This is a genomic window from Maricaulis sp., assembly GCF_015665295.1.
Classification (GTDB): Bacteria; Pseudomonadota; Alphaproteobacteria; order Caulobacterales; family Maricaulaceae; genus Maricaulis.
On record NZ_JADFAJ010000022.1, the window covers coordinates 37,783 to 63,038 of the forward strand.

The following is a 25,256-nucleotide window of genomic DNA, read 5'->3' on the forward strand; positions in this document are numbered from 1 at the left end:
TTATAATATGCGTCCGGCATCAAAGAGTTGGATTTGCGCCAAAGTTACACAGGCGAGGCTGACCCAGCCCCCTGATCCGGGCCGTTTGTTAGTAGAGTCTGTTCGCCTTTCTTTCCTGTTTGGGGTCTGGGTTCAAGGCCCGGTGAGCGGAGCCCATGCGTAGCTCAGGCGAACCGGGCCGGTGTTTGCGGGTTTGCTGGGCGTAGATGGCAGGCGCCAGTCCGCCCAGCGAGGTTTGTGGCCGGCAGGTATTGTAGTCGACCCGCCAGGCCTCGATCAGGGTTCGCGCCTCGCCCAGCGAGGAGAACAGGTGCTCGTTGAGGCACTCGTCCCGCAGGCGACCGTTGAAGCTCTCCACGAAGCCGTTCTGCTGGGGCTTGCCCGGCGCGATGTAGTGCCACTCGACGCCGCGTTCCTTCTGCCAACGCAGGATGGCGTGGCTCGTCAGCTCGGTGCCATTGTCAGAGACGATCATGGCAGGCCAGCCGCGCCGTGCGATGATCCGGTCCAGTTCCCGGCCGACCCGTACGCCCGAGAGCGAGGTGTCCACCACGATCGCCAGCGCTTCACGGGTGAAGTCGTCGACCACGCACAGTGTGCGGAAGCGTCGGCCGTCCGTAAGCGCATCGGACACGAAGTCCAGGCTCCAGCGCTGGTTGGGACCGCTGGGCAGCACCATCGGACGCCGCGTGCCCGTGGCCCGCTTGCGACCCCGTCGTCGCCGCACGGCCAGACCTTCCTCGCGGTAGATGCGATAGAGCTTCTTGTGGTTCGCATTCAGCCCCTCCCGGGCCAGAAGGATGCCCAGGCGGCGGTAGCCGAAGCGGCGACGCTCCCCGGCCAGATCATGCAGACGTTCGCGCAGGACCTCATCGCCCGCATCGCGCTTGCGATACTGGAAGGTCGACCGGACCAGCCGGGCCAACCGGCACGCCCGACGTTCGCTCAGCCCGTGCGCCTCCATCAGGTGACGCGCGGCCCGCCGCTTCACATCGGGCGTTAGAAGTTTTTTGAGGCGAGATCCTTCAGCGCCGCATTGTCCAGCATCTGCTCGGCCAACAGCTTCTTCAGCTTGGCATTCTCGGCTTCCAGCGTACGAAGCCGCTGGGCGTCCGACACCGTCATGCCGCCAAACTTGGCCTTGTACTTGTAAAAGGTCGCGTCCGAGATGCCGTGCTTGCGGCATAGCTCCTTCGTCGTGACACCCGCTTCGTGCTCGCGGAGCATCCCGATAATCTGTTCTTCTGAATAACGGCTCTTGCGCATCGTCCATCCTCTTTTCGATGGACTCTACCATCCCATGGCCGGAATTCAGGGGGCTGGGTCAATGACGCTAAGCTGGTTCCCGAGGAGCGTGAGAAAGAAGCCATCTCTCGGCAAGCGCGAATACAGCTTCTCTCAGAGTTTATAGAAGAAAGTGAAGGTCAGATTTCCAAGTTCGGCGATAGTGAAAACCTTCGAGTGAATATGGCCGATCAACTCAGCCGCCTTGAGCAATCTCTCTCTCAAGAGCGAGCAATCCTGAGCTCTTCTGAAGCTCAATATCGGGAAGCACTGAATACGCGCAACGAGATGCGGTCGAACTTCACCGACGCACAAGATAGATCAGCAGAAATCTCTGAGATGCTCGCACGGTTCTCGCTTCTAGATCGGCAGTATTCGACGGATCTGTTGCGACTGGAGAACATTAGAGAGTCAGGCGCGTTGTTTTACGCGCTACCATCAGAGAATTGCCCAGTTTGCGGTGCGAAGCCTGACGATCATGATCCGGCTGGAAACTGCGACGCCAGTACCGAAGCCGTCGTCGCGGCCGCTGAAGGGGAACAAACGAAAATTCGGTCTCTGCAAGATGAACTCTACGACGTGGTCAAAAGCCTGGAGCGAGAGAAAGCAATCGTAGACCAACAACTGCCCGAACTGCGGCTAGCTCTAAAGGTGGCAACCTCAGCAGTAAGTAACATTACCCCACAGATCTCCGCTCAAAGAGCACGGTTTACGGACTTTCTAGACAAAAAGTCTGAGGTTGAGAGGGGTATGGAGCTTTTCGAGCATCTTGATCACCTCCGGCAGAGGCGCGACCAGATCGAGCAAGAGCGTCGGACAGAGGCCAATGATGACGACACCAGTACGCCATTACCAACCAAACCGCTCCACGACCTCTCTACATGTGTCGCGAGCTTCTTAGACGACTGGGGGCTAGCGACCGGGGCGTCGGTACACTTTGATAAAGATACAAAGGATTTTGTCATTGACGGCAAACATCGATCCAGCAACGGCAAGGGGTATCGGGCGCTAACCCATGCAGCAGCCACACTCGGGCTGCGAAAGGTCACTGAGAACAAGAACCTACCGCACCCCGGATTTGTAATCCTAGATTCGCCGCTTTTGGCGTATGAGAAGCCCGAAAACGCTGATGATGACCTATCTGGCACTGACGTAAACTTGCGCTTTCTCCGATCGCTCGCAGCGTGGAGGTCTACCCAATTGATAGTCTTGGAAAACCGAAAGTCTATCCCACCAGAATTTATTGATGGCGAAGGAATTACACAGTTCACCAAAACCGACGCGCAAGGGCGATATGGCTTCTTTCCACGGTAGTCGCCTTGGTGTTTCCCAGATATTCATGCTGTTCGGTATTTGAATTTGCCCCGGTGACCGGGCAGATGTTCCCATCGTCCACACCTGTGCCAAAGCGAACGTCGTCCTCCCTCCCCCGAACTTCAGCACCCCCGGCACCCCCTACTCCGCCGCCACAGCCTCCGCCTCCAGGCGTTCCACCAGCTTCACACCCGCCTGCGAACAGCTCAGCGAACCACCCAGATCACCCGTCCACTCCCCCGCCTGATGCATGGCATCGACCGCATCGCGGATCCGCCCCGCCGCCTTGGTCTCGCCCAGGCTTTCCAGCAATTGCGCGGCGGCCTCGATGGCGCCGAAGGGGTTGGCCTTGTCCTGGCCGGCGATGTCGGGGGCCGAGCCGTGGATGGGTTCGAAGAGGCCGGGTTTCTGGTCGCCCAGCGAGGCTGAGCCCAAAAGGCCGATCGAGCCGGGCAGCATGGAGGCCTCGTCGGATAGGATGTCGCCGAACATGTTCTCGGTGACGATGACGTCAAAGCTCGCCGGTGCGCGCAACATGTGCATGGCGGCGGCATCGACATACATGTGATCGAGTTCGATATCGGGGAAGTCGCGCGCGCCCATCTCGGTGACGACATCACGCCACAGGCGGCTGGTTTCCAGCACATTGGCCTTGTCGACCGAGGTCAGCTTGCCGCGCCGCAGGCGGGCCTGCTGGAAGGCGATGCGGGCCACCCTTTCGATCTCGCCGCGCGAATAGGTGCAGGTGTCGCTGGCGCTGTCGGCGCTGCGTTCGCGCGTCCCGAAATAAATCCCGCCGGTCAGCTCGCGCACGATCAGCACATCGGTGCCGGCCACCAGGTCGGGGCGCAGGGGGGATTTGCCGGCCAGGGCCGGATGCACGGCCGCCGGGCGCAGATTGGCATAGACGCCGAGCGCCTTGCGCAGGGCCAGAAGGCCGGCTTCTGGGCGGACATCGGCCCGGTCCCATTTCGGACCGCCGACGGCGCCGAGGAAGATCGCGTCCGAGGCCCGGCAGGTTTTCAGCGTGGCCTCGGTCAGCGGTTCGCCGAAGGCGTCGATCGAGGCGCCGCCGAAGGCACAGGTCTCGAAGGCGACGCCAAAGCCCTCCAGGGCGGCGACATGTTCCAGCACGGCGCGGGCGACGGCGGTGATTTCCGGTCCGATCCCGTCACCAGGCAGGAGTGTGATGCGATAGGTCATGTGTGGTCGGCCTCATATGCGTCGATCGCGTCGGCATGGCTCATCAGGAAGCCGAGCGGATCGGTCCCTTCCATCAGGCAGTGTTTGGCAAAGGGTTCGATGGCGAAGTCGAAACTGGGACCATTGCCCAGGTCAACATGCTGGCTGGCCAGGTCGATGCGGATGGCAACGCCCGGATTTTCCAGCAGCCAGTTATGCGCCGCTTCCGGTGCCATGATCGGCAGGAGTCCGTTGCGGGCCGAGTTGGAGCGGAAAATATCGGCAAACTCGCTGGAGATGACGGCGCGGAATCCGAAATCATGCAGCGCCCAGGGGGCATGCTCGCGCGACGAGCCACAGCCGAAATTGCGACCGGCGACCAGGACCCGGCATTGCGCCGTGTCGAGACTGTTCAGGGAGACCGCGTCCAGCGGCTTGCCCTCGCTGTCATAGCGCCAGTCATGGAAGGCCAGCTTGCCCAGCCCGTCACGGCTGGTCGTGGTCAGGAAGCGGGCCGGGATGATCTGGTCGGTATCAATGTCTTCCTGGTCGATCACGAAGGTCCGGCTGTCGATCTGGCGGATATCGTCCTTGGCCTCGGGGGCTTGGATGTCAGGCATGGGCCGGCTCCATCAGCTCAGCCGGATCGATGACATGACCGGCAATCGCGGCGGCAGCGGCCGTGGTCGGGCTGGCCAGAACGGTGCGGACACCCGGCCCCTGCCGGCCTTCGAAATTGCGGTTCGAGGTCGAGACGACCAGCTGGCCCGGCTCGCCGCGATCGCCATTCATGGCGATGCACATCGAACATCCCGGCTGGCGCCATTCGGCGCCGGCCTCGATGAAGATCCGGTCGAGGCCCTCCGCCTCGGCCTGGGCCCTCACCGCGACGGAACCGGGTACGACGAGGGCACGCACACCCGCGGCGACCCGTCGCCCGCTCATGATGGTGGCGGCCTCGCGCAGATCGGTGATTCGGGAATTGGTGCAGGAGCCGATGAAGACCTGGTCCACCCTGGCGCCCGCGACCGGCTTGCCCGCCTGCAGCCCCATATAGGCGAGGGCCCTCTTGTGCGAGGCGCTGCGCGGCTGCGGGATCGGCGTGTTGACGGCGATACCGGTGTCCGGCGCCGTGCCCCAGGTCACCATCGGACGGATCGAGGCCGCGTCGATCATGACCTCATGATCGAAATGGGCGCCGGGCTCACTGCGAAGGGCGCGCCAGCGCGTGACAGCGGCGTCCCAGTCCGCGCCTTCCGGGCAATGTTCACGGCCCTCAAGCCAGGCGAAAGTCGTCGCGTCCGGCGCGATCATGCCGGCGCGGGCACCGGCCTCGATCGACATGTTGCAGACCGTCATCCGGCCTTCCATGTCGAGCGCCTCGATGGCGCTGCCGGCATATTCGATGACGCAACCCGTGCCGCCATCCACCCCGATTTCCGCGATCACGGCGAGGATGATGTCCTTGGCGGAAATGCCCGGCCCTGTTTCGCCCTCAAGGGTGATCCGCATGGATTTCGGCTTGCGTTGAAGCAGGCATTGCGAGGCCAGGACATGGCCGACCTCGGTCGTGCCGATGCCGAAGGCCAGCGCTCCGAAAGCGCCATGGGTGGCGGTATGGCTGTCGCCGCAGACAATCGTCATGCCTGGCTGGGTGGCGCCCAGTTCCGGGCCGATCACATGCACGACACCGCGATGCCCGCTGCCCCAGCCGTGCAGGGTGATGCCATGCTTCTTCGCATTGTCCTGCAGACGCTCGACCTGGCTTTGCGCCGCCGCGGTTGCATAGGGCGGTGTTTCGCCGGCCGCGAAATCCAGCGTTGGTGTCGAATGGTCGATCGTCGCCAGCGTCCGGTCGGGACGGCGCACTTTCAGGCCGCGCTCATCGAGCACGGAGAAGGCCTGCGGCGAGGTCACCTCGTGCACCAGGTGCAGGTCGATATAGAGCAGGCCCGGCGTTTCGGCCGTTTCGGCGCGAACCTGGTGGGCCTGCCAGACCTTGTCGAACAGTGAGCGCGGGCCGAAGTCCGTCTTCGTGTCCGCGCGCTCAGTCTCAGGCGACATGCTGGACCTCCATCGCATTGTCCTGGACCGGCTGCAGCCAGCCATGGCGGTCGGGCGTCTTGCCCGAGAACAGGCCGAAGAAGCGCTCCTGCATCAGCTCGGCAATGGGGCCGCGGCCACCGGCGCGAACGACATGCCCGTCGACCGAGCGGACCGGGGTGATTTCGGCCGCCGTCCCGGTGAAGAATATCTCGTCGGCGAAATACAGGCTCTCGCGCGACAAGGTCTGTTCGCGCACGTCGAAGCCCTCCGCCTCAGCCAGCTTGATGACGCTATCGCGGGTCAGGCCGGACAGGATCGAGGCCGAGGTTGGCGGGGTGCGGATGACGCCATCGGAGACCACGAAGATATTCTCGCCGGCGCCTTCGGAGACCAGCCCGTTGACGTCCAGCCCGATGCCTTCGTCAAAGCCGCGCGAATGAGCCTCATGGCTGATCAGCATGGAGGAGAGATAATTGCCGCCGGCCTTGGCACCGGTCGGGATGGTGTTCGGGGCCGGACGGCTCCATGAGGAGATGCAGCAATTGACACCATTGGTCAGCGCGTCCTCGCCCAGATAGGCGCCCCACGGGAAGGCCGCGATGCAGATTTCCGGCTTGGAGTCGGCGCCCGGCAGGACGCCGATCCCGCCATAGCCGAAAAAAGCGACCGGGCGGATATAGGCGTTCCTGAGATGGTTGGCGCGGATCACCATGCGGCAGGCCGCTTCGACCTCCGCTTCGGTGTGGTTGATCGGCATATGATAGACCTTGGCGCTGTTGAACAGGCGCTTGACGTGGTCGGTCAGCCGGAAGATTTGCGGCCCGGTCGGCGTGTCATAGCAGCGGATTCCCTCGAAGACGGAGGAGCCGTAATGCAGGGCATGGGAGAGAACATGGGTCTGGGCTTCGTGCCAGTCGATCAGTTCGCCATTGCGCCAGATGAAGTCGGTTTCCTGGATAGCCATTGTTTGAAGTCCTGTCAGACGGCCGCGGCCGGTTGTTTCGGGGTTATTTCGGCCCGGCCATAGGCCTCGCCGCGATCGAGTGTGAAGAGCAGCGAGTCGATCGCTGCGGTGACAACATCCGGTCCGCGAGCGCGGCCGGAAAAGGTCTCACCGGCAATGTCGACGCTGATATCGGCGACGAATTCGCGGCCCGATGCGGTCGAGCGCATGCGGGTTTCCAGGGCGATGATCGTGGCATCGGTCCCGGTAATGCGCTGGACCGCAGCGAAGGCTGCCGCCATGGGGCCGTCGCCTGACGCAATGTCGGATACACGGCCCCGGTCGGGATGCTCGAGCTCGACCCGCGCGAACTGCTTGGGCTGGCGCCCCGCGGTGGTGCGCAATTCGGTGCGCAGCACCGTCCAGCGTGAACCGCTGGGCGAAAAGCCCTCCATCATGGCGACTAGGTCGGCATCATTCACCTCGCCAAGCTCGTCGGCCAGGATCTTGAAATCCGTGAAGATACGGTTGAGCGCGTCCGGATCGGGCTGATAGCCCAGCTTGGCCAGGCGCTGGACCAGCGCGTGTTTGCCGGAATGCTTGCCCAATACCAGAGCCGAGCCTGGCGCACCGACGCTTTCCGGGGTCATGATTTCATAGGTGCGGCGGTCCGAGATCATGCCGTGCTGGTGGATGCCCGCCTCGTGCGCGAAGGCATTCCTGCCAACAATCGCCTTGTTCGGTGCCACGACGGTCCCCGTCACCCGCGCCAGGCGCTGGCTGGCGGCCCAGATCTTGGTTGCATCGACATGGCTGATTGCCGGGAAGATATCGGCACGCACCTGCAGCGCCATGACAATCTCCTCCAGCGAGCAATTGCCGGCCCGCTCGCCGATCCCGTTGATTGCACATTCGACCTGGCGGGCGCCGCCCTTGACGGCAGCCAGTGAATTGGAGACGGCGAGGCCGAGATCATTGTGACAATGGGCCGAGAAGATCACATGATCGGGCCGCTCGACCTCTGCCATCAGCCGCTCGAAGACGGCGCGGATCTCGTCCGGCTCTGAATAGCCGACCGTGTCCGGCACGTTCAGCACGTCGGCGCCATAGGCCGCGGCGCAGCTCATTGCCTCGACCAGGAAATCCGGTTCGGTGCGCAGCGCGTCCTCGGCCGAGAACTCGATCTCGTCGAAGCTGCCGGCGGCATGCCTCAGGCAGCGCTCGATGGTCTGCAGGACTTCGCGACGCGACATGCGCAGCTTGGCCTCGCGGTGGATCGGACTGGTGGCGATGAAGATGTGCAGGCGCTTGCGACGTGCCGGTTCGAGGGCGATCGCGGCGGCATCGATATCGGTCTCGTTGGCACGGGCCAGCGAGCACAGCGTCGAATTGCGGATCTCCGACGCGATAAGCCGGATGGCCTCGCTGTCGCCGGGCGAAGCGGCGGCAAAACCGGCCTCGATTGTGTCGACACGCATCGCCTCCAGCAGGTGGGCGATCTCCAGCTTTTCCGCCGGATTCATCGAGAAGCCGGGCGCCTGTTCACCATCACGCAGCGTGGTATCGAAGATCTGCAGCCGGTCCGGCTGCGGGGTTTTCACGGGTCTCAGCGTCGGGGCGGACATGCTTGTCTCCATCGGTCGGGACCGGCAGCCGCCTCGGCTGCGATTTCGGGTGCGATCCGGGCATGGGTGTCGGACGTGAAGACGCCGCGCACGTCGAGCAGGCGTGCGACCTGGCGGGCCAGCACATCCATGTTGCGGGCGGCGTCACGGGCATCGAGCATCATCGTGACGGTCGACTGCCCGTTGCTGGCGGCGGCCTTGTCGAGCGTGGCAATGGTGAAGCCGCGGCGTTCCACGAGGCCGATAAGCCGCATCAGGGCGCCTTCCGCATCAGCGAGTTCAATACGAAGAGACGTGCGCATGATCAGTCCTCCATCATGTCGGCATTGGACGCGCCCGGCGGCACCAGCGGCCAGACATTCTCGCGCGGGTCGATCAGGACATGCGCGAGGATCGGGCCGCGAGCGTTGAGCAGGCGGTCGATCGCCGCGGGAACTTCCTCGCGGCTGTGAACGGTGAAGGCCTCGATGCCGAAGGCATGGGCCACTTCCGCGAAATCGGGATTGTCGTAGAGGTCGATCTCGGAGAAATTCTCGTCGAAGAAATACTCCTGCCACTGCCGGACCAGGCCCAGAGAGGCATTGTCCAGCAGCAGGATCCTGATCGGCACGCCATAGCGACGGGCGGTGGCCAGCTCCTGGATATTCATCATGATCGAGCCGTCGCCGGTGATGGTGACGACCTTGGCGTCCGGGCGGGTCATCGCGGCCCCGATGCCGGCTGGCAGGCCATAACCCATGGCGCCCAGCCCTGCCGATGTCAGGTGATGCTCGGGGCGCGAGAAGCGGCAATGCTGGGCGACCCACATCTGGTGCTGGCCGACATCGCAGGCGGCGATGAAATCGTCACCGGCGACTTCCGACAACTGCTTCAGCATGGCCGGCGCAAACACGCCCGAGCCCGGCGCGTCATAGCGGAAAGCGTGGCGGTGCTTGCGTTCAACGCAGAGGTCGCGCCATTCGGCGATGTCCAGCCAGTCATTGGTGATACCCGCCAGGATGGCCGAGATATCGCCAGCCAGCCCGATCTCGGCCCGGCGCAGCTTGTCGATCTCCGCTGCATCGCCATCAATATGGATGATGCGGGCACCAGGGGCGAAGCTGTCGAGACGGCCGGTCGCCCGGTCGTCGAAACGGGCGCCGCAGCAAATCAGCAGGTCGCTTTCATCGACCGCAACATTGGCCGCCCGGCCGCCATGCATGCCCAGCATGCCGAGATAGGTCTCGCTGTCGGGATGGGCACAGCCCAGCCCTTTCAACGTGGCAACGGAGGGGATGCCGGTGCGGGTCATGAAGTCGCGCACGGCATCGACCGCGCCGCCCAGGGTAACGCCCCCGCCGATATAGAGGACCGGACGTCGCGACCGGGCCAGCAGGGCCGTCGCAGCTGCCAGGTCTGATTCTGACGGATGCGACGGCCCGGCCTCAAGCCGAGGCTCTGGGGGTAGGGTGGGGTACGCCTCGGCTTGTAAGACATCCTTCGGCAGATCGATCAGGACAGGGCCGGGGCGCCCGCCTTCCGCGATTGCAAAGGCTTCGGCGATCATCTCCGGAATCCGCATCGGGTCGCGGATGATGATCGAGTGTTTCACGACCGGCATGGACATGCCGAAGACATCGACTTCCTGGAAAGCGTCGGTCCCCATCAGTCCCGACGGCACCTGGCCGGTCAGAATGATCATCGGGACACTGTCCAGATAGGCATTGGCGATGCCGGTCAGGAGATTCGTCGCGCCGGGCCCGGACGTCGCCAGGCAAACGCCGGCTTTGCCTGTCAGACGCGCCTGGGCGTCGGCGGCAAAGGCGGCTGCCTGTTCATGGCGGACGAGAATATGCTGCAGGGACGAGCCGGTCAGCGCGTCATAGACCGGCATGATGGCTCCGCCCGGATAGCCGAAGACGCGGGTGACGCCCAGCGCTTCCAGCGTGCGCACGACCGCATGCGCCCCGGTTTGCCGGCGGGCGGGGCGTTCGGCAGCGGCGGTGGTTGCCGTGTCGTCGATTTCGGTGGCGGGCAGGGCCGTCATCACATTTCGTCCTTTGTCAGCTCAAGGCCGGTCAGGCATTGGCGCCAGGCTGCAGCCACGGCATGTCGGCGCGCAGCGCGGCGCCGGTCTTTTCGATCGGGTGTTCCAGGTCCTTGCGCAGAAGCGCCTGGTATTGCGGCTTGCCGGCCTGGTTCTCGGTGATCCAGTCGCGCGCGAAAGTGCCGTCCTGGATATCCTTGAGAACTTCGCGCATGCGGGCGCGGGTCTCGTCATTGATGACGCGCGGGCCGGAGCGCAGATCGCCGTAAATGGCGGTCTCCGAGATGAACTCGTGCATCTTCGCCATGCCGCCCTCATAGAGCAGGTCGACGATCAGCTTGAGCTCGTGCAGGCATTCGAAATACGCGACTTCCGGCTGATAGCCGGCATCGACCAGGGTTTCGTAGCCGGCCATGACCAGCTCGGTCGCGCCGCCGCACAGGACAGCCTGTTCGCCGAACAGGTCGGTCTCGGTCTCTTCGGCGAAGGTGGTCTCGATGATGCCGGAATTGGCACCGCCAATGCACGCGGTATAGGCCAGGGCCCGGTTGCGGGCCTCGCCGGTCGCATCCTGCTGGACCGCGAAAAGGCAAGGCACGCCGCGGCCGATCTCGTATTCACGGCGGACCAGATCGCCGGGACCTTTCGGGGCGACCAGGATGATGTCGACGCCTTCAGGCGGGGTGACGCGGCCGAAATGGACCGAGAAGCCGTGCGCGAACAGGACCGCATCACCAGCCGAGAGGTTGGGCGCGATCGACTCGCGGAACAGGGCTTCATGGCTCATGTCCGGCGTCAGGATGGCGATCAGCTTGCCGGCTTTGGCCGCCTCTTCCGGCGTCGCGGTCTTGAGACCATCGGCTTTGGCCTTCTTCTCGCCGGCACCGCCGGGACGAACGCCGACCGTGACATCACATCCACTTTCCTTGAGGTTCATGGCGTGGGCACGGCCCTGGCTGCCATAGCCGATCACGGCGATCGGCTGGGACTTGAAGGTTGTCGTGTCGACCTCGAAAGCGGCACGGCGGGACGGGGTGGACGCAGTCATGCTGGCATCTCCTGCTTGGATGGCTTGGGTGTGGCTTGTGGGGTCGATGCTGAGGGCATCGGCGCGATGAGTGTGGTGGCGCCGCGCGAGGCTGAAGAGACCAGGGCGGCATATTTGGCGAAAACGCCGGTCGGCGCGGCGCGGTTTGAGGTCCAGGCCGGGCGGTTGCCGAGATCGGCGTCGACATCGATCCGGCGCGCGGCGACATCGATGCGGATCATGTCGCCATTGCGGACCCGCCCGATCGGGCCGCCATCGGCTGCCTCCGGGCTGACATGGCCGATCACGAAGCCTTTGGAGGCACCGGAAAAGCGACCGTCCGTAATCAGGGCGACATCGCTGGCCAGGCCCTGGCCGACAAGGGCGGCGGTAACGCCCAGCATTTCGCGCATGCCAGGCCCCCCCTTGGGGCCCTCATTGCGGATGATGATGATGTCGCCGGCCTTGACCGAGTTGGACTCGACGGCGGCGAAGGCATCTTCCTCGCATTCGAAGACGCGGGCGGGACCGGAGAATTCGCTGCGGTCATGGCCGGACAGTTTCAGGACGGCGCCCTCGGGGGCTAGGTCACCGCTCAGGATGCGGAAACCGCCATCCGGCTTGACCGGATTGGTGACCGAGTGGATGACACGCTGGTTTTTCGCCTCGGTCGCGCTTGCGCACTCGGTGTGCAGGCTCTGGCCGGTCACGGTCGGCGTGTCAGCCAGCAGCCCGCCTTCGATCAGGCGCTGACCGAACAGGCGCGACCCGCCGGCCAGGAACATGTGATGGGCCAGGAAGCGGCCGCCGGGCTTCAGGTCGGTGATGACGGGGGCTTCGCTGGAAATGCGGTCGAAATCGGCAATGTCGAAGGGGACACCCGCTTCCGCTGCGATCGCAGCGACGTGCAGGACGGCATTGGTCGAGCCACCCGAGGCCGAAGCCGCGATGACGGCATTGCGCAATGAGGCTTCGGTGATGAAACGGCGCGGTGTCGTGCCGGCCTTTGCCAGCTCCACTGCCAGGCGACCGCAACGGGCGGCCGCAGCTGGCTTGTCGGGATGCGGCGCCGGAATGTCGTTCACACCCATCGGCGACAAGCCCAGCATGGTCAGGATCATCGCCATCGTGTTGGCGGTGAACTGGCCTCCACAGGCACCGGCGCCGGGGCAGGCGGCCTTTTCGACCTTGGCCAGGCCGTCATCGTCCAGCGTGCCGGCTGCGTGGGCGCCAACGGCTTCGAAGACATCCTGGATCGACAGCGCCCGGTCGCCCAGCTTGCCCGGCATGATCGTGCCGCCATAGAGGATGCAGCCCGGCACATCCATGCGGGCCAGCGCCATGGCGGCGGCCGGGATGGTCTTGTCGCAACCGACCAGGATGACGACGCCGTCCAGGCTGTGACCGCGGGTCGCCAGTTCGATCGAGTCGGTAATGACCTCGCGCGAGATCAGCGAGGCGCGCATGCCTTCCGTGCCCATCGAGATGCCATCGGAAACAACGATCGTGTTGAAATCGACTGGATGACCACCAGCTTCGCGAACCGCCTCACGAACCGGTTCGGCCAGGTCGGCCAGGTGCATGTTGCACGGCGTGACCGTGGTCCAGGTGTTGATCACCCCGATCATAGGTTTGCCGAAATCGCCATCCTCCATGCCGGTCGCGCGCAGCATGGCGCGGGCCGGCGCGCGGGCCGGTCCTGCCGTGATGGCGTCTGAGGATTTGCGGTGGGTCTGGGTCATTTCATGTTCCGTGGTTCGAAACACAAAAAAACCCGCTCCGGTTTCCGGGAGCGGGTCTTTTGTGTCTGCCGGTTGGCGAGGTCTCTCGTCAGGCAGGCGCGCTAACCGCTCCCGTTATGGAGGAGGTAATAAGTACAAGTACGAGGAGGCCGAGCATGTTCGCCCGCTCGCCCGTCAGGGCAGCGGCCGGGGCAACCGGCATGGCGTATGCTTTGATCATAAGATCGGCTTTCCAGAACTCTATTGCGGTGCAACGTGACGCGCGAATTTGGTTAAGGCAACCCCGATTTGGAAAAAAACTGCACCGAAGTCGGAATTCTGGCACAAAGCGGCAGGTTCATTCTCCCAGTGCCGATTTTAAGCACGAGAATACTACGCGCTCGCGCGCGCGAGACGGGGTAGGGTTTGGTCATGTGGGTGAAACGGTTGATTTGGCGCGCCTTGGGCCTGGTCTTCGTGGCGCTGGCCATCGCCGGTGCCATCTTGCCGCTTGTGCCGACAACGCCCTTCCTTCTCCTCGCGGCATTCTTCTTCGCCCGCTCTTCGCCCCGCCTGCATGGCTGGTTGATGGCGCACCGCCAGTTCGGGCCCTTGATCCGCAACTGGCGGGACCATGGCAGTATCGACCGTCGCTCCAAGTATTTCGCGCTTGCAGCGATGCTTGCCGCCCTGTTGACCAGCCTGGTGATGGGGGTTCGCCCCGTCCTGATCGCCATCCAGATTCTCGTGCTGGCCGGCGTTGGCTGGTTCATCCTGAGCCGACCCGAAGGTCCTCAAAACGAAACCTGATGCGCGAACTGAACCGAGTACCATCTTGCTGCATCGGCACGCAGGCCTGTTCATTTCCGTGCAGCGTGAAACGTCCGCACCTGAATCTCGATTAACCGGTTGACGAAAAATTGTGCACGCGCAGCAAATTTTCAGGCGACATCCGATCATGTCGCGACTCTGTGGATTGAACTGCTGGCGGCGGCCGACGTCAGCCTCTTTCTCGGAGAAGAAAGTTGCAGGTCGGAGCGAAATTCGGACTCCCGGTGAAACAAAAAACCGGAAAAGCGTTGTGATGAGAAAATTGTTGCAACGCAGCATAACTGGTCCTACGCTGTTGAAATCAAGAGTCGCCTCAAGGTGACCTGACCACAGAGCGCACAGATTGGATCCGTCACCACAGCCATGTGGTGCGGATCGTGAGTGAAGGCGGGGCCAGGTGTCCTCGCGAGTGCGCGCCGCGTCTGGCGACCATCACCTCACTGATCCTGAAAGGGTTTTTCAAGCGCTGCGGGAAGTCCGCAGCCCTGTTCGCGACCTGATGACAGGCCGGATGGTGAGGGGCAGTTGCCAGAAACGGGGGGATCCCAATGATTGGCAGATCACAGATGAACAAGACACTGGCGCGAGGTGCCATGTGCGCCGTGGTGGCCGGTATCGGTTTGACCGGTGCTGCGCATGCCGAAGTGTCGGAAGAAACAGCGTTTGTTTTCAATACGCTGCTATTCCTGATCGGGGGGTTCCTGGTCATGCTCATGGCGGCCGGTTTCGCCATGCTCGAAGCCGGTTTTGTGCGCACCAAGCACACCGCCGCCATATGTCTCAAGAATATCGCGCTCTACTCGATCGCCGGCATCATGTTCTACCTTGTCGGCTACCAGGTCATGTATGGCGGGCAGACGCCGTATTTCGGCATTCCGGCCATCTGGGTACCGTCCGAGATCGCGAGCGATGAAGCGATCGACCTCGGCACCGGCTACGCGGCAGCGTCCGACTGGTTCTTCCAGATGGTCTTCGTGGCCACTGCGGCGTCCATCGTATCCGGCACGATTGCCGAACGCGTGAAGCTTGGCCCCTTCTTCATCTTTGTCGTGGTTCTGACGGCCCTGATCTACCCGATCCAGGGCAGCTGGGAGTGGGGCGGCGGTTGGCTGGATGCCGATTTCGGCTTCTCTGACTTTGCCGGTTCCACCCTCGTTCACTCGACCGGTGGATGGGCAGCCCTTGCCGGCGCTATCCTGCTCGGTGCGCGGGCTGGCCGTTTCGGACCTGACGCCAAGCCGATGATGCCCGGTTCCCTGCCGCTCGCGACGTTAGGCACCTTCATTCTCTGGTTCGGCTGGTTCGGTTTCAACGGCGCGTCCCAGCTTGCTTTGGGTTCGTCGGCTGATGCTGTCGCGATCTCGCAGATTTTCGCTAACACCAATATGGCCGCTGCTGGTGGCGTGGTGACGGCCTACCTGCTGTCGATGTTGCTCGGTGGCGGCAAAGCCAACCTTGCGCTCTGCCTCAATGGCGCGCTGGCGGGTCTTGTGGCCATCACGGCCGAGCCGCTGACGCCGACCATCATGCAGGCCATCGCCATTGGAGCGTTCGGCTCGGTGATCGCAACCTTCGGCGCCAAGCTGCTTGAGATCGTCCGTATCGATGACGTCGTCGGTGCCATCCCGGTCCACCTCTTCGCCGGTATATGGGGCACGATGGCGGTGCCGCTGACGAATTCCGACGCCACCTTCTTCGGGCAGGCGGTCGGCGTTGGTGCCATCGGCGCCTTTGTCTTCGTCACCAGCTTTGTTGTCTGGCTGATCCTCAAGATCACCGTCGGTATCCGACTGTCACCGGACGCAGAGAATGTCGGCGGCGACCTGTCAGAACTCGGACATGACGCCGGCTCCATCTTCGCCAGTGACGTGGGAAAGACGTCAGCCCCGGCGCAGTAACGGCTCAAGCGGCCGGATCCGGTGAGCCCGTCTCGCCGGATCCGGTTCCGCCGCCGGACGGGGCCGTCCCGGAGCCAAGTCAGACTGTTTCACCAACCCCGGAGCGCCGGTCCAGTCCGGCACTCCCCCAGACACTGAAATCCGCGCCGGTCATCACGCGGTCATCGGGAGAGCTGCGCTCCCGGCCCGCCGACCGGAGACTCAGGAAACCCAGCTCTTCAACACCCGAACTTCCACCCAGGAGTAAGTCATGAAAACCAAATTTCTCGCCCTCGGCCTTGCGGCCTGCTGTTTCACCGCCCCGGTTGCGGCCCAGGAAGTCGTCGGTAACGTTTCGATCGCGACCGACTACGTCTTCCGCGGCATCACCCAGACCGACAATGGTCCGGCCATCTCCGGCGGTTTCGACGTCGAAAGCGGTGGCTTTTATGGCGGTGTGTGGGCATCCAGCGTCGATTTCAGCGATGACACCACGATGGAACTCGATCTCTACGGCGGCTACGGCTTCGCCGCAGGCGGTTTCGACTTCGATGTCGGAGGCATCTATTACGCCTATCCCGACAGCCCGAGCGCCGGTGGCGACCAGAACTTCTTCGAGTTCTACGGTGGCATTGCGCGCAGCTTCGAGATTCTGAGCTGGGACGCCAAGCTGTCCTATTCGCCGGAATTCTACGGTGAGACCGGCCCGGCATTCTACCTCGAGACCGGGCTTGGACTGGAAATCGGCGGCGGCATCACGCTGGACGGGCGTGTCGGCGCCAGCCGCTTCGATGATTTCTCGGGCGCGGACTATGAGGATTACAGTATCGGGCTTTCCGGTACGATCTTCGACAATGTCGGTTGGGGTCTGCGCGCTCACGACGTGTCGGGTGGCGGCAATGAGTCGGTCGTCCTGTCCTTCTCCCAGAGCTTCGGCGGCTGAGCGTAACGACCGCTGAGGTCAAAACGACATCATGGACGGGTCCGGCCTGGCGCCGGGCCCGTTTCCTTTTTTCTGTGAGGTCTATCGGGCTTTCAGACGCCAGATGCCGCCCTCGGCCCCAATGATCCAGGCCGTTTCGCCGGACGGGGAAATCGCCACGGCATTCGGGGCCGCTATGTCCCAGCCGCTGTCGCGCCACATAATGGATAGCTCGATCTCCCGGCCCAGATCCACGCCGGTTGTGCCGACCGCGATCCACTCGCCCCAAAGGCGGACAATGTCCGACCGGTAGCCAAGCGGCGGCGCGTCGGAGCCTAGCCAGGCATCGCCATTGTCGCGCGAGATCGCGAATGTTCCGGCCATGCTTTCGGGAGACTGATAATCGCCGCCACTGACCGCCAAAGTCGACGGGCCAGAGGCCGTGACGGCAAATATCCCGGCGCCGTCCGAACCCGCTGCGATCGGTGTGTCAAGCGCGATCCAGTGTTCGCCATGATCGCAGCTGCGCAGGACCCGTGCGACCGGGCCGCCACCGGTACCGATAAAGGCGCAGCCGGTCCCGGTCAGGGCAATCGAGGAATTTGATGCGGCAAACCCGGCTTCCCCCTCCAGTGGCGCGGGCAGCCCGGTGAGTGTTTGCCAGCTTTCCCCGCCATCGTGTGTCCTCAAAACGAGGAAGGCGCCGTCCACCGGATCTGAGAAGGCGAGGCCCTGCTGGTCGTCCCAGAAGGCGAGGCTGTCAAAGAAAGCGGAGCCGCTGTCGTCTTGCCAGACGATGGCAAAACTTGCCCCGCCATCCCGCGTTGCCAGGATCCGGGCCGGCTGCCCGGCGGTGATGAAAAGGGCGTGCTCCTCGTCGAACCCGTGCGCCGAGCGCAGGTCGGCGCCACCTGCGAGCTCGGTCGTCATGACCTGCCAGGTCTGGCCGCCGTTCAGCGTGCGCAGGATGGTGCCCTCGGGCGCGCCGATCCAGACAATATCGTCCGACACGACGCTGAGCCCGCGCAGCGATGAGGAGACGCCGCTCACCTGCGGTTCCACGCGCCAGGCCTCGCTCGAACAGCCAGCCAGAATAAGAGAGACGCCCACCAGGCCGAGGCTGATGCGCCGCGTCACTCTTCCAGTCCCAGCAGGCTGGCGCTGTCGCAATGCCAGCACGTGTGCGCTCCGATCGGGCTGCCGGGCGGCACCGGCGTGTCGACGAGTTCCGGCGTCTCGCCCTCGTCAAAGCGGGCCAAGCCGGCAGCGGCCGCGCGCGCCAGCCACAGCTGATGCGCCGCGGCTGCATCATTGCGCTGCCGGGCCGGTTCATTTCGCGCCATGGCTTCAAGGCGTTGCCGGGCCATGGCTGACGGTGTGACGGGGTCTGCGGCGAGAATGACGAGCAATTGCGTCACATATTCGGTCTGCAGCGCCTGACGCAGCGGCATCAGGCGGGCGGCCTCATTGCGCGGCGCGTCGAACAGGCGGCCCTCGACCCGGTCAAGCAGGCTCGCGAGGCTCATCCGGGTCCCGTCGCGGGCGGCCTGGTCCGCCAGGCGTGACAGGCGGGCCGGGTTGAGCAGGGCTTGCAGGGTGATCTGTCCAGCAGCGGCGGCCGCTCCGGCGCGGCTGAAGGCCGGGTAGTCGTCAGACCGGAAGAGGTCCCGCGTTGCCGCCGGATCATAGTCGGCAAACGGTGCCGGCATCATGAGGGTGAGAATTTCATCAGAAACATCGAGCGCTTGCGGGTCGAGCGTTGCCAGAAGCGCGTCCAGCGCGCGGGCCTGGTCTGCCGCGCTGACGGGTGTCATCCCGACCAGGCCGGCCCGGTTGGGCCCGTAATTGAACATGACTCCACCGATCGACTTGCCAACCGCCTCGACCTGGTAGCGGTGGTAGAGATAGATCGGCGGCAGTATGCCGCGCAGGGCGCTCGCGGGCTGGCCTGTGGCCAGGACATGACGTCCAAAGCCGGCCAGCGCGCGAGACCTGACAGCCATTGTCTCCTCCAGCATGGCTACCGGATCGCTGCCATTGTCCCAGAGATTGGCGAGGGGGTGGGCGCTGGAATTGCCGCGGGCATGGCGGTCGGTGATGTAGAGCAGGCCGCTGGCAGCTGCCTCATCGAGAATGGCGTTGAGCACTGCGGCTTCGGTACCGGCATCGCCGAACTCACCATAAAGCCATGAAATCGCAACGCGATCCCAGGCCGCAATGCCGCTATCATAGGCCTGGCTGGTATCGATTTCGCCGGACGCGTCGAGCGTGACGAGGGGAGCGGGATAGTCCATCACCGAGGCGCGATCCGAAACGCTGGCCGCGAAATTATGGGCCAGGCCGATCGTGTGTCCGATCTCGTGGGCCGAGAGCTGGCGGATGCGGGCGAGGGCGAGTTCGAGCGGATCGTTCGCGGCACCGGTCCCGGTATTTTCCACCCCAACAAGCCCTTCAAAGATCATGCGATCCTGGCGCACGCGCTGGGAGCCGAGAATGACGTGTCCCTTGAGAATCTCACCCGTGCGCGGGTCGATCACCGAGCCGCCATAGGACCAGCCACGGGTCTGCCGGTGCACCCACTGGATGACATTGTAGCGAACATCGAGCGGGTGGGCGCCTTCCGGCAGAAGCGCGACCCGGAAGGCGTTTTCGTATCCGGCGGCGGCGAAAGCCTCGGCCCACCAATTGCCGCCTTCGATGAGGGCGTCGCGGATCAGCGGTGGTGTGCCGCGATCGAGATAATAGATGATCGGTTCGACAACCGGCCCCGATTGTGCTGTCGGATCCACACGTTCCAGCCGGTGTCTCAGGGCGAGCGAGCGCCGGACGGGACCCTCCAGCGGGGTCGCCATATCGTAAAAATCCAGCGTGATGGCGCCGGACCGGTCATCCGCTTCGCGCGGCTCATAGCCCAGTTCCGGCAGGGCGGCGAAGGAGTGATGGACGGTGAGGGTGACCGATTCCGGGGCCGGGGTGACAGCCCGGACTTCCGAGCCGGGACTGGCGCTGGAAAGCGTCAGAAGTGCATCGATTTCAACGTTTTGCGGGAAGACCAACGCACTGTCGGTGAGCGCCGCCGAACGGTCGCCGGCAATCGAGAAGGACCCCTGGCCGCTGCTCGCCAACTGGCTGACGGTACCAATCGGGTCGCGCAGGAGGAAATCAGATAAATCAATCAAAAGGTTGCCGCCATCTTCGGCAATAATTTCGGTCGACCAGATGATGGAGCGGGCAAAGGAGTTTCGGGTTGCCGCGGCTTCTTCCGGACCGGCCCCGCCGGCGCGGTATCCGGTGTTTTCGAACTCGGCGAAGACCCGGTCATTGACCCGGAAAAAGTGAAGGATTTCAGAGCTTGAGCCCAATCCGCGATCCAGTCCGACCGGGTTGGAACCAAGGCCCGAAGTCAGCCGGGCGGTGTAAATCATGCGGCCCAGCCCATCGCCGTCGCCCTGGTTCAGGCGCGCCAGGATGCGACCGTCGGATGGATCGACATAGAGCGGGATGAATCCCTCGCGAAGCTCAAGGTTTTCAACCACATCGGCGTAGGTGTCCGCCTCTTGTGCGGTCGCCGGCGCAATCATCGCCAGTGCCATGGCGCCAAGCGTTATCATCGTGCGGGTCTTTCTGATGGTCTTCATGGTGGTCTTCATCCCCTGCTCGGGTCGACGCTAGACGAGGTTTTCCGGAGTGTCACCCGCCCGGCTTGACCCGATTGGATATTGTATCCAATTTGCGAGCCAGTCGATTTTCCGGTCCGGGAGTGACAGGCTGGGCCCGACGCACCGCCGGAGAGGCGAGGCGGCGGGAAAACGGACGAAACAGGCTCGATCAGACCGGTCATGACAAGCGCGCATGGCCGGCCCGGAAGCCGGTGAAGGGACGCGTGATGACAGCAAGCAATTGGCGCGGGGTCTTCCCCGCCGCAACGACACAGTTTGCCGAGGATTTCTCGGTTGATCTCGAAGCCACGACGGCGGTTGTGAAAGCCCTCGTCGAGGACGGGGTGCACGGGCTCATCGCCATGGGCACGGTCGGCGAGAACAATTCCCTGAGCGCGCCGGAGAAACGCGCCGTGCTCACCGCCATCGTCGATGCGGTCGATGGCCGGGTGCCGGTGCTGACCGGCGTCTCCGAACTGACCACCGATCTCGCCCGGACCTATGCCATCGACGCAGCGCGGATCGGGGCGGACGGGCTGATGCTGCTGCCGGCCATGGTCTATGTCCCCTCCGAAGCCGAGCTGGAAGCGCATATCCGCACCGTGGCGGCCGCGACCTCCCTGCCGGTCATGCTCTACAACAACCCGCCCGCCTACCGCGTCGCCATCTCGCTCGACACGCTGGAACGCCTGACCGATGTCGAGACCCTGGTGGCGATCAAGGAGAGCGCGCCCGATCCGCGCCGCATCACCGACATCCTCAATCGCTGCGGCGATCGTTACCGGGTCTTCGCCGGCCTGGATGATGTCGCGCTGGAGGAAATCCTGCTCGGCGCGGTCGGCTGGGTGTCCGGCCTGACCAATGCCTTCCCGACCGAATCGATCGCCCTGTGGGAGGCCGTCGAGAGCGGCGACCTGGAGACCGCGCGGGCCATCTATCGCTGGTTCATGCCGCTTTTGCATCTCGATGCCGAGCATGATCTCGTCCAGTCCATCAAGCTGGCCGAACAGGTCATGGGCCGCGGCTCGGAACGCGTCCGCATGCCGCGCCTGCCGCTGGCCGGTGCCCGCCGCGCCGAAGTCATCGCCATGGTCGAGACGGCGCGCGACACGCGTCCGCTCAAACTGCCCTCGGTCCTGGCCCACTAGGCCCAATGTCGGAGCGCGCCATGCGCCATGTCTTCCAGTGCCTCGACGGGCATACCTGCGGCAATCCGGTGCGGCTGGTCACCGGGCCGCTGCCCTTTCTGGCAGGCGACACGATGGCCGGGAAACGGGCCGACTTCATCGCCCGTTTCGACTGGATCCGGCGATCGCTCATGTTCGAGCCGCGCGGCCACGACATGATGTCCGGCGCGATGTTCTACCCGCCCTCAACGCCGGATGCCGACGCCTCCATCCTCTTCATCGAGACCTCGGGCTGCCTGCCCATGTGCGGCCATGGCACGATCGGGGCCGTGACCATGGCGCTGGAAAACGGCGTCTTCACCCCGGCCGACCGCAAGCATGTGAAACTGGATGCCCCGGCCGGCCGGATCGAGGCGGAGATCGACTGGCAGGGCGAGCACGTCACCGGCGTGCGCATCCGCAATGTCGCCTCCTATCTCGCGATCACCGGCCTCGTGCTGGACATTCCCGGCTGGCAGGCGATCACGGTCGACATCGCCTATGGCGGCAATTTCTACATCATCATCGAACCGCAGCCCGGCTATGGCGATCTTGACGAGATGGGCGTCGCCGACCTGCTGCGCCTCAGCCCGCTGGTCCGCGCCGCCGCCAATGCCGCCGTCACCCTCAGCCATCCCGACGACCCGCGCGTCGGCGGCGCCAGCCATGTCCTGTGGACCGGCCGCCCGCGCGATCCGAAGGCCGATGCCCGCAACGCCGTCTTCTATGGCAGCCGCGCCCTCGACCGCTCCCCCTGCGGCACCGGCACCAGCGCCCGCATGGCCCAGCTTGCCGCCCGCGGCGAGCTCAGGCCGGGCGACACCTTCATCCATGAAAGCCTCATCGGCAGCCTGTTTGAGGGGAAGGTGGAGGCCGCGACCACGCTCGGCGGCCACGCCGCCATCATCCCCAGCATCAAGGGCTGGGCCATCCAGACCGGCATCAACACGATCTGGGTCGATGAGCGCGACCCCTATGCGGGCGGGTTTTCGGTGGGGTAGGGGCGACGTCTTTCTCCCCCGCAAACCCAACCACATTTTTCCCGGCCGGAGCCCCGCAAAAGCGGGGCGGAGAGCCGGGACCGACGAGCCCCTCCGGCCAGCGATGAGTCTCCCGTCGGTCCCGGATGGCGCTGCGCGCCTCCGGGAAAAATGCAGGGGGGATGGAAAACCCCTTTCTGCCCCCGCTTGCGGGGGAAGTGGCCTGGCGCGCAAGCGACAGGACGAAGGGGGCCGAGCGCAGCGAGGGGGAGCCTGGGCTACCGCCTGCGGCGTCATCCCTTCGTCCGGCGCTTCGGGCGCGACACCTCTCCATGGTGTGGGGAGAAACATCAGGGTCCAGGTCCTTCCCCAGACCAGGGAAGGTGCCCCGGATTGAATCCGGGGCGGAAGGGGTGAGACGCGTCAGCGTTCCGTCAGCGGCCGCCCATCACCCACTCCGTCTCGCCCTCACGGGCGATCCACCTCGCCCATCAAGGGCGAGGACCTATTCAGCACCACTGCCACCGTCCACAATCCAGCATTGCCGCGCCGGGCAGGCGCCGCATACAGTCAGGCCGGACTTGCAGACGGGGACGGGCCGCATGGCGGACGCAGGCATGGATGACGGGCTCGACCCGGCGATCGTGGAGGCCTTCATTGCGCGCTGGCAGAAGTCCGGCGGGGCGGAGCGTTCGAACACGCAGTCCTTCCTCAACGAGCTGTGCGACCTGATCGGCCAGCCGCACCCGGACCCGGTGCAGGAGGCCAATCATCTCAATGATTACGTCTATGACCGTTCGGTCACCCGCAATCATGCCGACGGTCACACCTCGACCCGCTTTCTCGATCTCTACAAGCGCGGCCATTTCGTGCTGGAGGCGAAACAAAGCGCCAAATCCGGCAAGGGGAAAGTCGATCCGGCGCAGACGGAATTGCACGGGATCGAGGCCGGCGACCGCAAGACCGGCACCGCCAAGCGGGGCACCAATGCCTGGGTCACGGCCATGCGCAAGGCGCGCGAACAGGCCGAGGCCTATGCCAAGGACCTGCCGCCGGAACATGGCTGGCCACCCTTCCTGATCGTCTGCGATGTCGGTTATTGCTTTGAAATCTATGCCGACTTCTCCGGTCAGGGCAAAAATTACGCGCACTTTCCGGACCGCCGCTCCTTCCGTGTCCTGCTGGAGGATTTGCGCAGCCCGGTGGTGCGCGAACGCCTGCGCACGATCTGGACCGACCCGCATGCGCTCGACCCGGCCAAGAAATCAGCCGAGGTCACGCGCGACATCGCTGCCCGGCTGGCCAGGGTCGCCCGCGATCTGGAGCAAAAGCACGACGCCGAGACGGTCGCCATGTTCCTCATGCGCTGCCTGTTCACCATGTTTGCCGAAGATGTGGACCTGCTGAAACGGCACAGCTTCACCCGCATGCTGGAAGAGCTTCAGGCCATGCCCGACAAGGCGCATCTGGCGCTGGAACAGCTCTGGACCGACATGGATACCGGCTCGGCGCTCAATGCCTGGATCCGCGAGCCGGTCCGCAAATTCAATGGCGGTCTCTTCCGCGATGCGCGGGCCCTGCCGCTGACGGCGGACATGGTGGCCGAACTCACCCTCGCCGCGCGCCGCGACTGGCGCGATGTGGAACCGGCGATTTTCGGCACCTTGCTGGAACAGGCACTCGACAAGAAGGAGCGCCACAAGCTGGGCGCCCATTACACGCCGCGCGCCTATGTCGAGCGTCTGGTGACGCCAACCATCATCGAGCCGCTGCGCGACGACTGGCGCGATGTGATGGTGGAATGCCAGGCCCTGATCGAGGATGGCAAGTCCGACGAGGCCCTGCGCGAGGCGCGGCGTTTCCATGAAAGCCTGTGCGAGATCCGCGTGCTGGACCCGGCCTGCGGCACCGGCAATTTCCTCTATGTCGCCATGGAGATGATGAAAAAGCTGGAAGGCGATGTGGTCGATTTCATCACCGAGCTGGGCGGCGAGGCGACGCTGGAATTCCAGGGCCACACGGTTGATCCGCACCAGTTTCTCGGCATCGAACTCAATCCGCGTGCCGCCGCGATTGCCGAACTGGTCCTGTGGATCGGTTTCATCAAATGGCAATTGAAGACCGGCGGCCAGGACGTGGTGCGCGACCCGGTGCTGAAGGATTTCCACAATATCGAATGCCGCGACGCGGTGCTGGACTATAGCGAGCGCACCCTGCGCCTGGCCGACAGCGGCAAGCCGGTCTCGCGCTGGGATGGCGAGACGGTGAAAGCCCACCCCGTCACCGGCGAAAACGTGCCGGACGAAAGCGCCCAGGTTGAAATCTGGGACTATGCCAAACCGAAACCGGCGGTCTGGCCGAAGGCGGATTTCATTGTGGGGAATCCGCCTTTTATTGGGAATAAACGGATGCGGGCGGAGTTGGGCGACGAGTATGTGGAGGCACTGAGGGCTGCGTACTCACCCGTCTCAAGTTCCATTGATTTCGTAATGTACTGGTGGAAAAAAGCAGCCGCGGAACTAGGTACTGTACCCATAAACCGGATTCCCAAATCACTCCGGCCGTGATTCAAGCTTCTTGGAGGAGTTGGATCATGGCCCGTTTTGATTTGAGCGATGGGGAGTGGGCGATTATCGCGCCGCTCTTGCCGAAC

19 protein-coding genes are annotated in these 25,256 nt (G+C 64.1%); 7 read left to right on the top strand and 12 right to left on the bottom strand.

The window, feature by feature from the left end:
• Positions 1-88: 88 nt before the first annotated feature.
• Positions 89-1,266 (bottom strand): IS3 family transposase gene (locus QZZ02_RS10600; protein WP_291844282.1). Its coding sequence is split into 2 segments (ribosomal slippage): positions 89-1,014 and positions 1,014-1,266, totalling 1,179 coding nucleotides; the frame shifts between segments, so codons are not numbered across the junction.
• Positions 1,267-1,467: 201 nt separating this feature from the next.
• On the opposite strand from QZZ02_RS10600, the gene QZZ02_RS10605 reads away from it, so the two are divergent.
• Positions 1,468-2,598, top strand: a complete 1,131-nt coding sequence (locus QZZ02_RS10605) for a hypothetical protein (RefSeq protein WP_291844284.1) — start codon at positions 1,468-1,470, stop codon at positions 2,596-2,598.
• Between the two features lie 141 nt (positions 2,599-2,739).
• Here QZZ02_RS10605 and leuB read toward each other — a convergent pair whose 3' ends face one another.
• The 9 genes from leuB to QZZ02_RS10650 are packed head-to-tail and all read right to left on the bottom strand — an operon-like array spanning position 2,740 to position 13,189.
• A complete protein-coding gene (leuB, locus tag QZZ02_RS10610; RefSeq protein WP_291844286.1) occupies positions 2,740-3,801 on the bottom strand; it encodes a 3-isopropylmalate dehydrogenase in 1,062 nt (353 codons plus the stop codon).
• Entirely contained in the window at positions 3,798-4,400 is a 603-nt protein-coding gene (gene leuD / locus QZZ02_RS10615) for a 3-isopropylmalate dehydratase small subunit (RefSeq protein ID WP_291844288.1), read from the bottom strand. The genes leuB and leuD overlap by 4 nt, the downstream gene beginning before the upstream one ends.
• A complete protein-coding gene (gene leuC, locus QZZ02_RS10620) occupies positions 4,393-5,844 on the bottom strand; it encodes a 3-isopropylmalate dehydratase large subunit (RefSeq protein WP_291844290.1) in 1,452 nt (483 codons plus the stop codon). Before leuC ends, leuD begins: the two co-directional genes overlap by 8 nt.
• Positions 5,834-6,790 carry a branched-chain amino acid transaminase gene (locus QZZ02_RS10625; protein WP_291844292.1) on the bottom strand — a complete coding sequence of 319 codons (957 nt, stop codon included), beginning with the start codon at positions 6,788-6,790 and terminating at the stop codon, positions 5,834-5,836. Before QZZ02_RS10625 ends, leuC begins: the two co-directional genes overlap by 11 nt.
• A gap of 14 nt (positions 6,791-6,804) precedes the next feature.
• Entirely contained in the window at positions 6,805-8,394 is a 1,590-nt protein-coding gene (locus tag QZZ02_RS10630; protein ID WP_291844294.1) for a 2-isopropylmalate synthase, read from the bottom strand.
• Positions 8,376-8,696 carry an ACT domain-containing protein gene (locus QZZ02_RS10635; RefSeq protein ID WP_291844296.1) on the bottom strand — a complete coding sequence of 107 codons (321 nt, stop codon included), beginning with the start codon at positions 8,694-8,696 and terminating at the stop codon, positions 8,376-8,378. The genes QZZ02_RS10630 and QZZ02_RS10635 overlap by 19 nt, the downstream gene beginning before the upstream one ends.
• A 2-nt stretch (positions 8,697-8,698) precedes the next feature.
• Complete coding sequence (ilvG, locus tag QZZ02_RS10640) at positions 8,699-10,420, bottom strand: acetolactate synthase 2 catalytic subunit (protein WP_291844298.1); 1,722 nt, start codon at positions 10,418-10,420, stop codon at positions 8,699-8,701.
• A 31-nt stretch (positions 10,421-10,451) separates the two neighbouring features.
• Positions 10,452-11,468 carry a ketol-acid reductoisomerase gene (ilvC, locus tag QZZ02_RS10645; RefSeq protein WP_291844300.1) on the bottom strand — a complete coding sequence of 339 codons (1,017 nt, stop codon included), beginning with the start codon at positions 11,466-11,468 and terminating at the stop codon, positions 10,452-10,454.
• On the bottom strand, positions 11,465-13,189 hold the full coding sequence (locus tag QZZ02_RS10650) for a dihydroxy-acid dehydratase (protein ID WP_291844302.1): 1,725 nt from the start codon (positions 13,187-13,189) through the stop codon (positions 11,465-11,467). The genes ilvC and QZZ02_RS10650 overlap by 4 nt, the downstream gene beginning before the upstream one ends.
• Before the next feature lie 417 nt (positions 13,190-13,606).
• Between QZZ02_RS10650 and QZZ02_RS10655 the strand changes: the two genes are divergently transcribed.
• The 3 genes from QZZ02_RS10655 to QZZ02_RS10665 all read left to right on the top strand — a co-directional run bounded on the left by QZZ02_RS10655 (position 13,607) and on the right by QZZ02_RS10665 (position 16,819).
• On the top strand, positions 13,607-13,978 hold the full coding sequence (locus QZZ02_RS10655) for a YbaN family protein (RefSeq protein WP_291844304.1): 372 nt from the start codon (positions 13,607-13,609) through the stop codon (positions 13,976-13,978).
• Positions 13,979-14,592: 614 nt separating this feature from the next.
• Positions 14,593-15,897, top strand: a complete 1,305-nt coding sequence (locus QZZ02_RS10660) for an ammonium transporter (protein ID WP_366511528.1) — start codon at positions 14,593-14,595, stop codon at positions 15,895-15,897.
• Positions 15,898-16,147: 250 nt separating this feature from the next.
• Positions 16,148-16,819 (top strand): TorF family putative porin, encoded by a 672-nt coding sequence (locus tag QZZ02_RS10665; protein ID WP_291844308.1) that lies wholly within the window; start codon positions 16,148-16,150, stop codon positions 16,817-16,819.
• 81 nt (positions 16,820-16,900) lie between these two features.
• On the opposite strand, the gene QZZ02_RS10670 is transcribed toward QZZ02_RS10665, so the two are convergent.
• Together QZZ02_RS10670 and QZZ02_RS10675 are read right to left on the bottom strand one after the other, a co-directional pair.
• Positions 16,901-17,935, bottom strand: coding sequence for a hypothetical protein (locus QZZ02_RS10670; protein WP_291844309.1), 1,035 nt, complete (start codon positions 17,933-17,935; stop codon positions 16,901-16,903).
• Positions 17,932-20,436, bottom strand: coding sequence for a zinc-dependent metalloprotease (locus QZZ02_RS10675; protein ID WP_291844311.1), 2,505 nt, complete (start codon positions 20,434-20,436; stop codon positions 17,932-17,934). Before QZZ02_RS10675 ends, QZZ02_RS10670 begins: the two co-directional genes overlap by 4 nt.
• Positions 20,437-20,684: 248 nt before the next feature.
• On the opposite strand from QZZ02_RS10675, the gene QZZ02_RS10680 reads away from it, so the two are divergent.
• The 3 genes from QZZ02_RS10680 to QZZ02_RS10690 all read left to right on the top strand — a co-directional run bounded on the left by QZZ02_RS10680 (position 20,685) and on the right by QZZ02_RS10690 (position 25,170).
• Positions 20,685-21,605, top strand: a complete 921-nt coding sequence (locus QZZ02_RS10680) for a dihydrodipicolinate synthase family protein (RefSeq protein WP_291844313.1) — start codon at positions 20,685-20,687, stop codon at positions 21,603-21,605.
• 20 nt (positions 21,606-21,625) lie between these two features.
• Entirely contained in the window at positions 21,626-22,624 is a 999-nt protein-coding gene (locus QZZ02_RS10685) for a 4-hydroxyproline epimerase (RefSeq protein WP_291844315.1), read from the top strand.
• 581 nt (positions 22,625-23,205) lie between these two features.
• On the top strand, positions 23,206-25,170 hold the full coding sequence (locus tag QZZ02_RS10690; RefSeq protein ID WP_291844317.1) for a type IIL restriction-modification enzyme MmeI: 1,965 nt from the start codon (positions 23,206-23,208) through the stop codon (positions 25,168-25,170).
• Positions 25,171-25,256 lie beyond the last annotated feature (86 nt).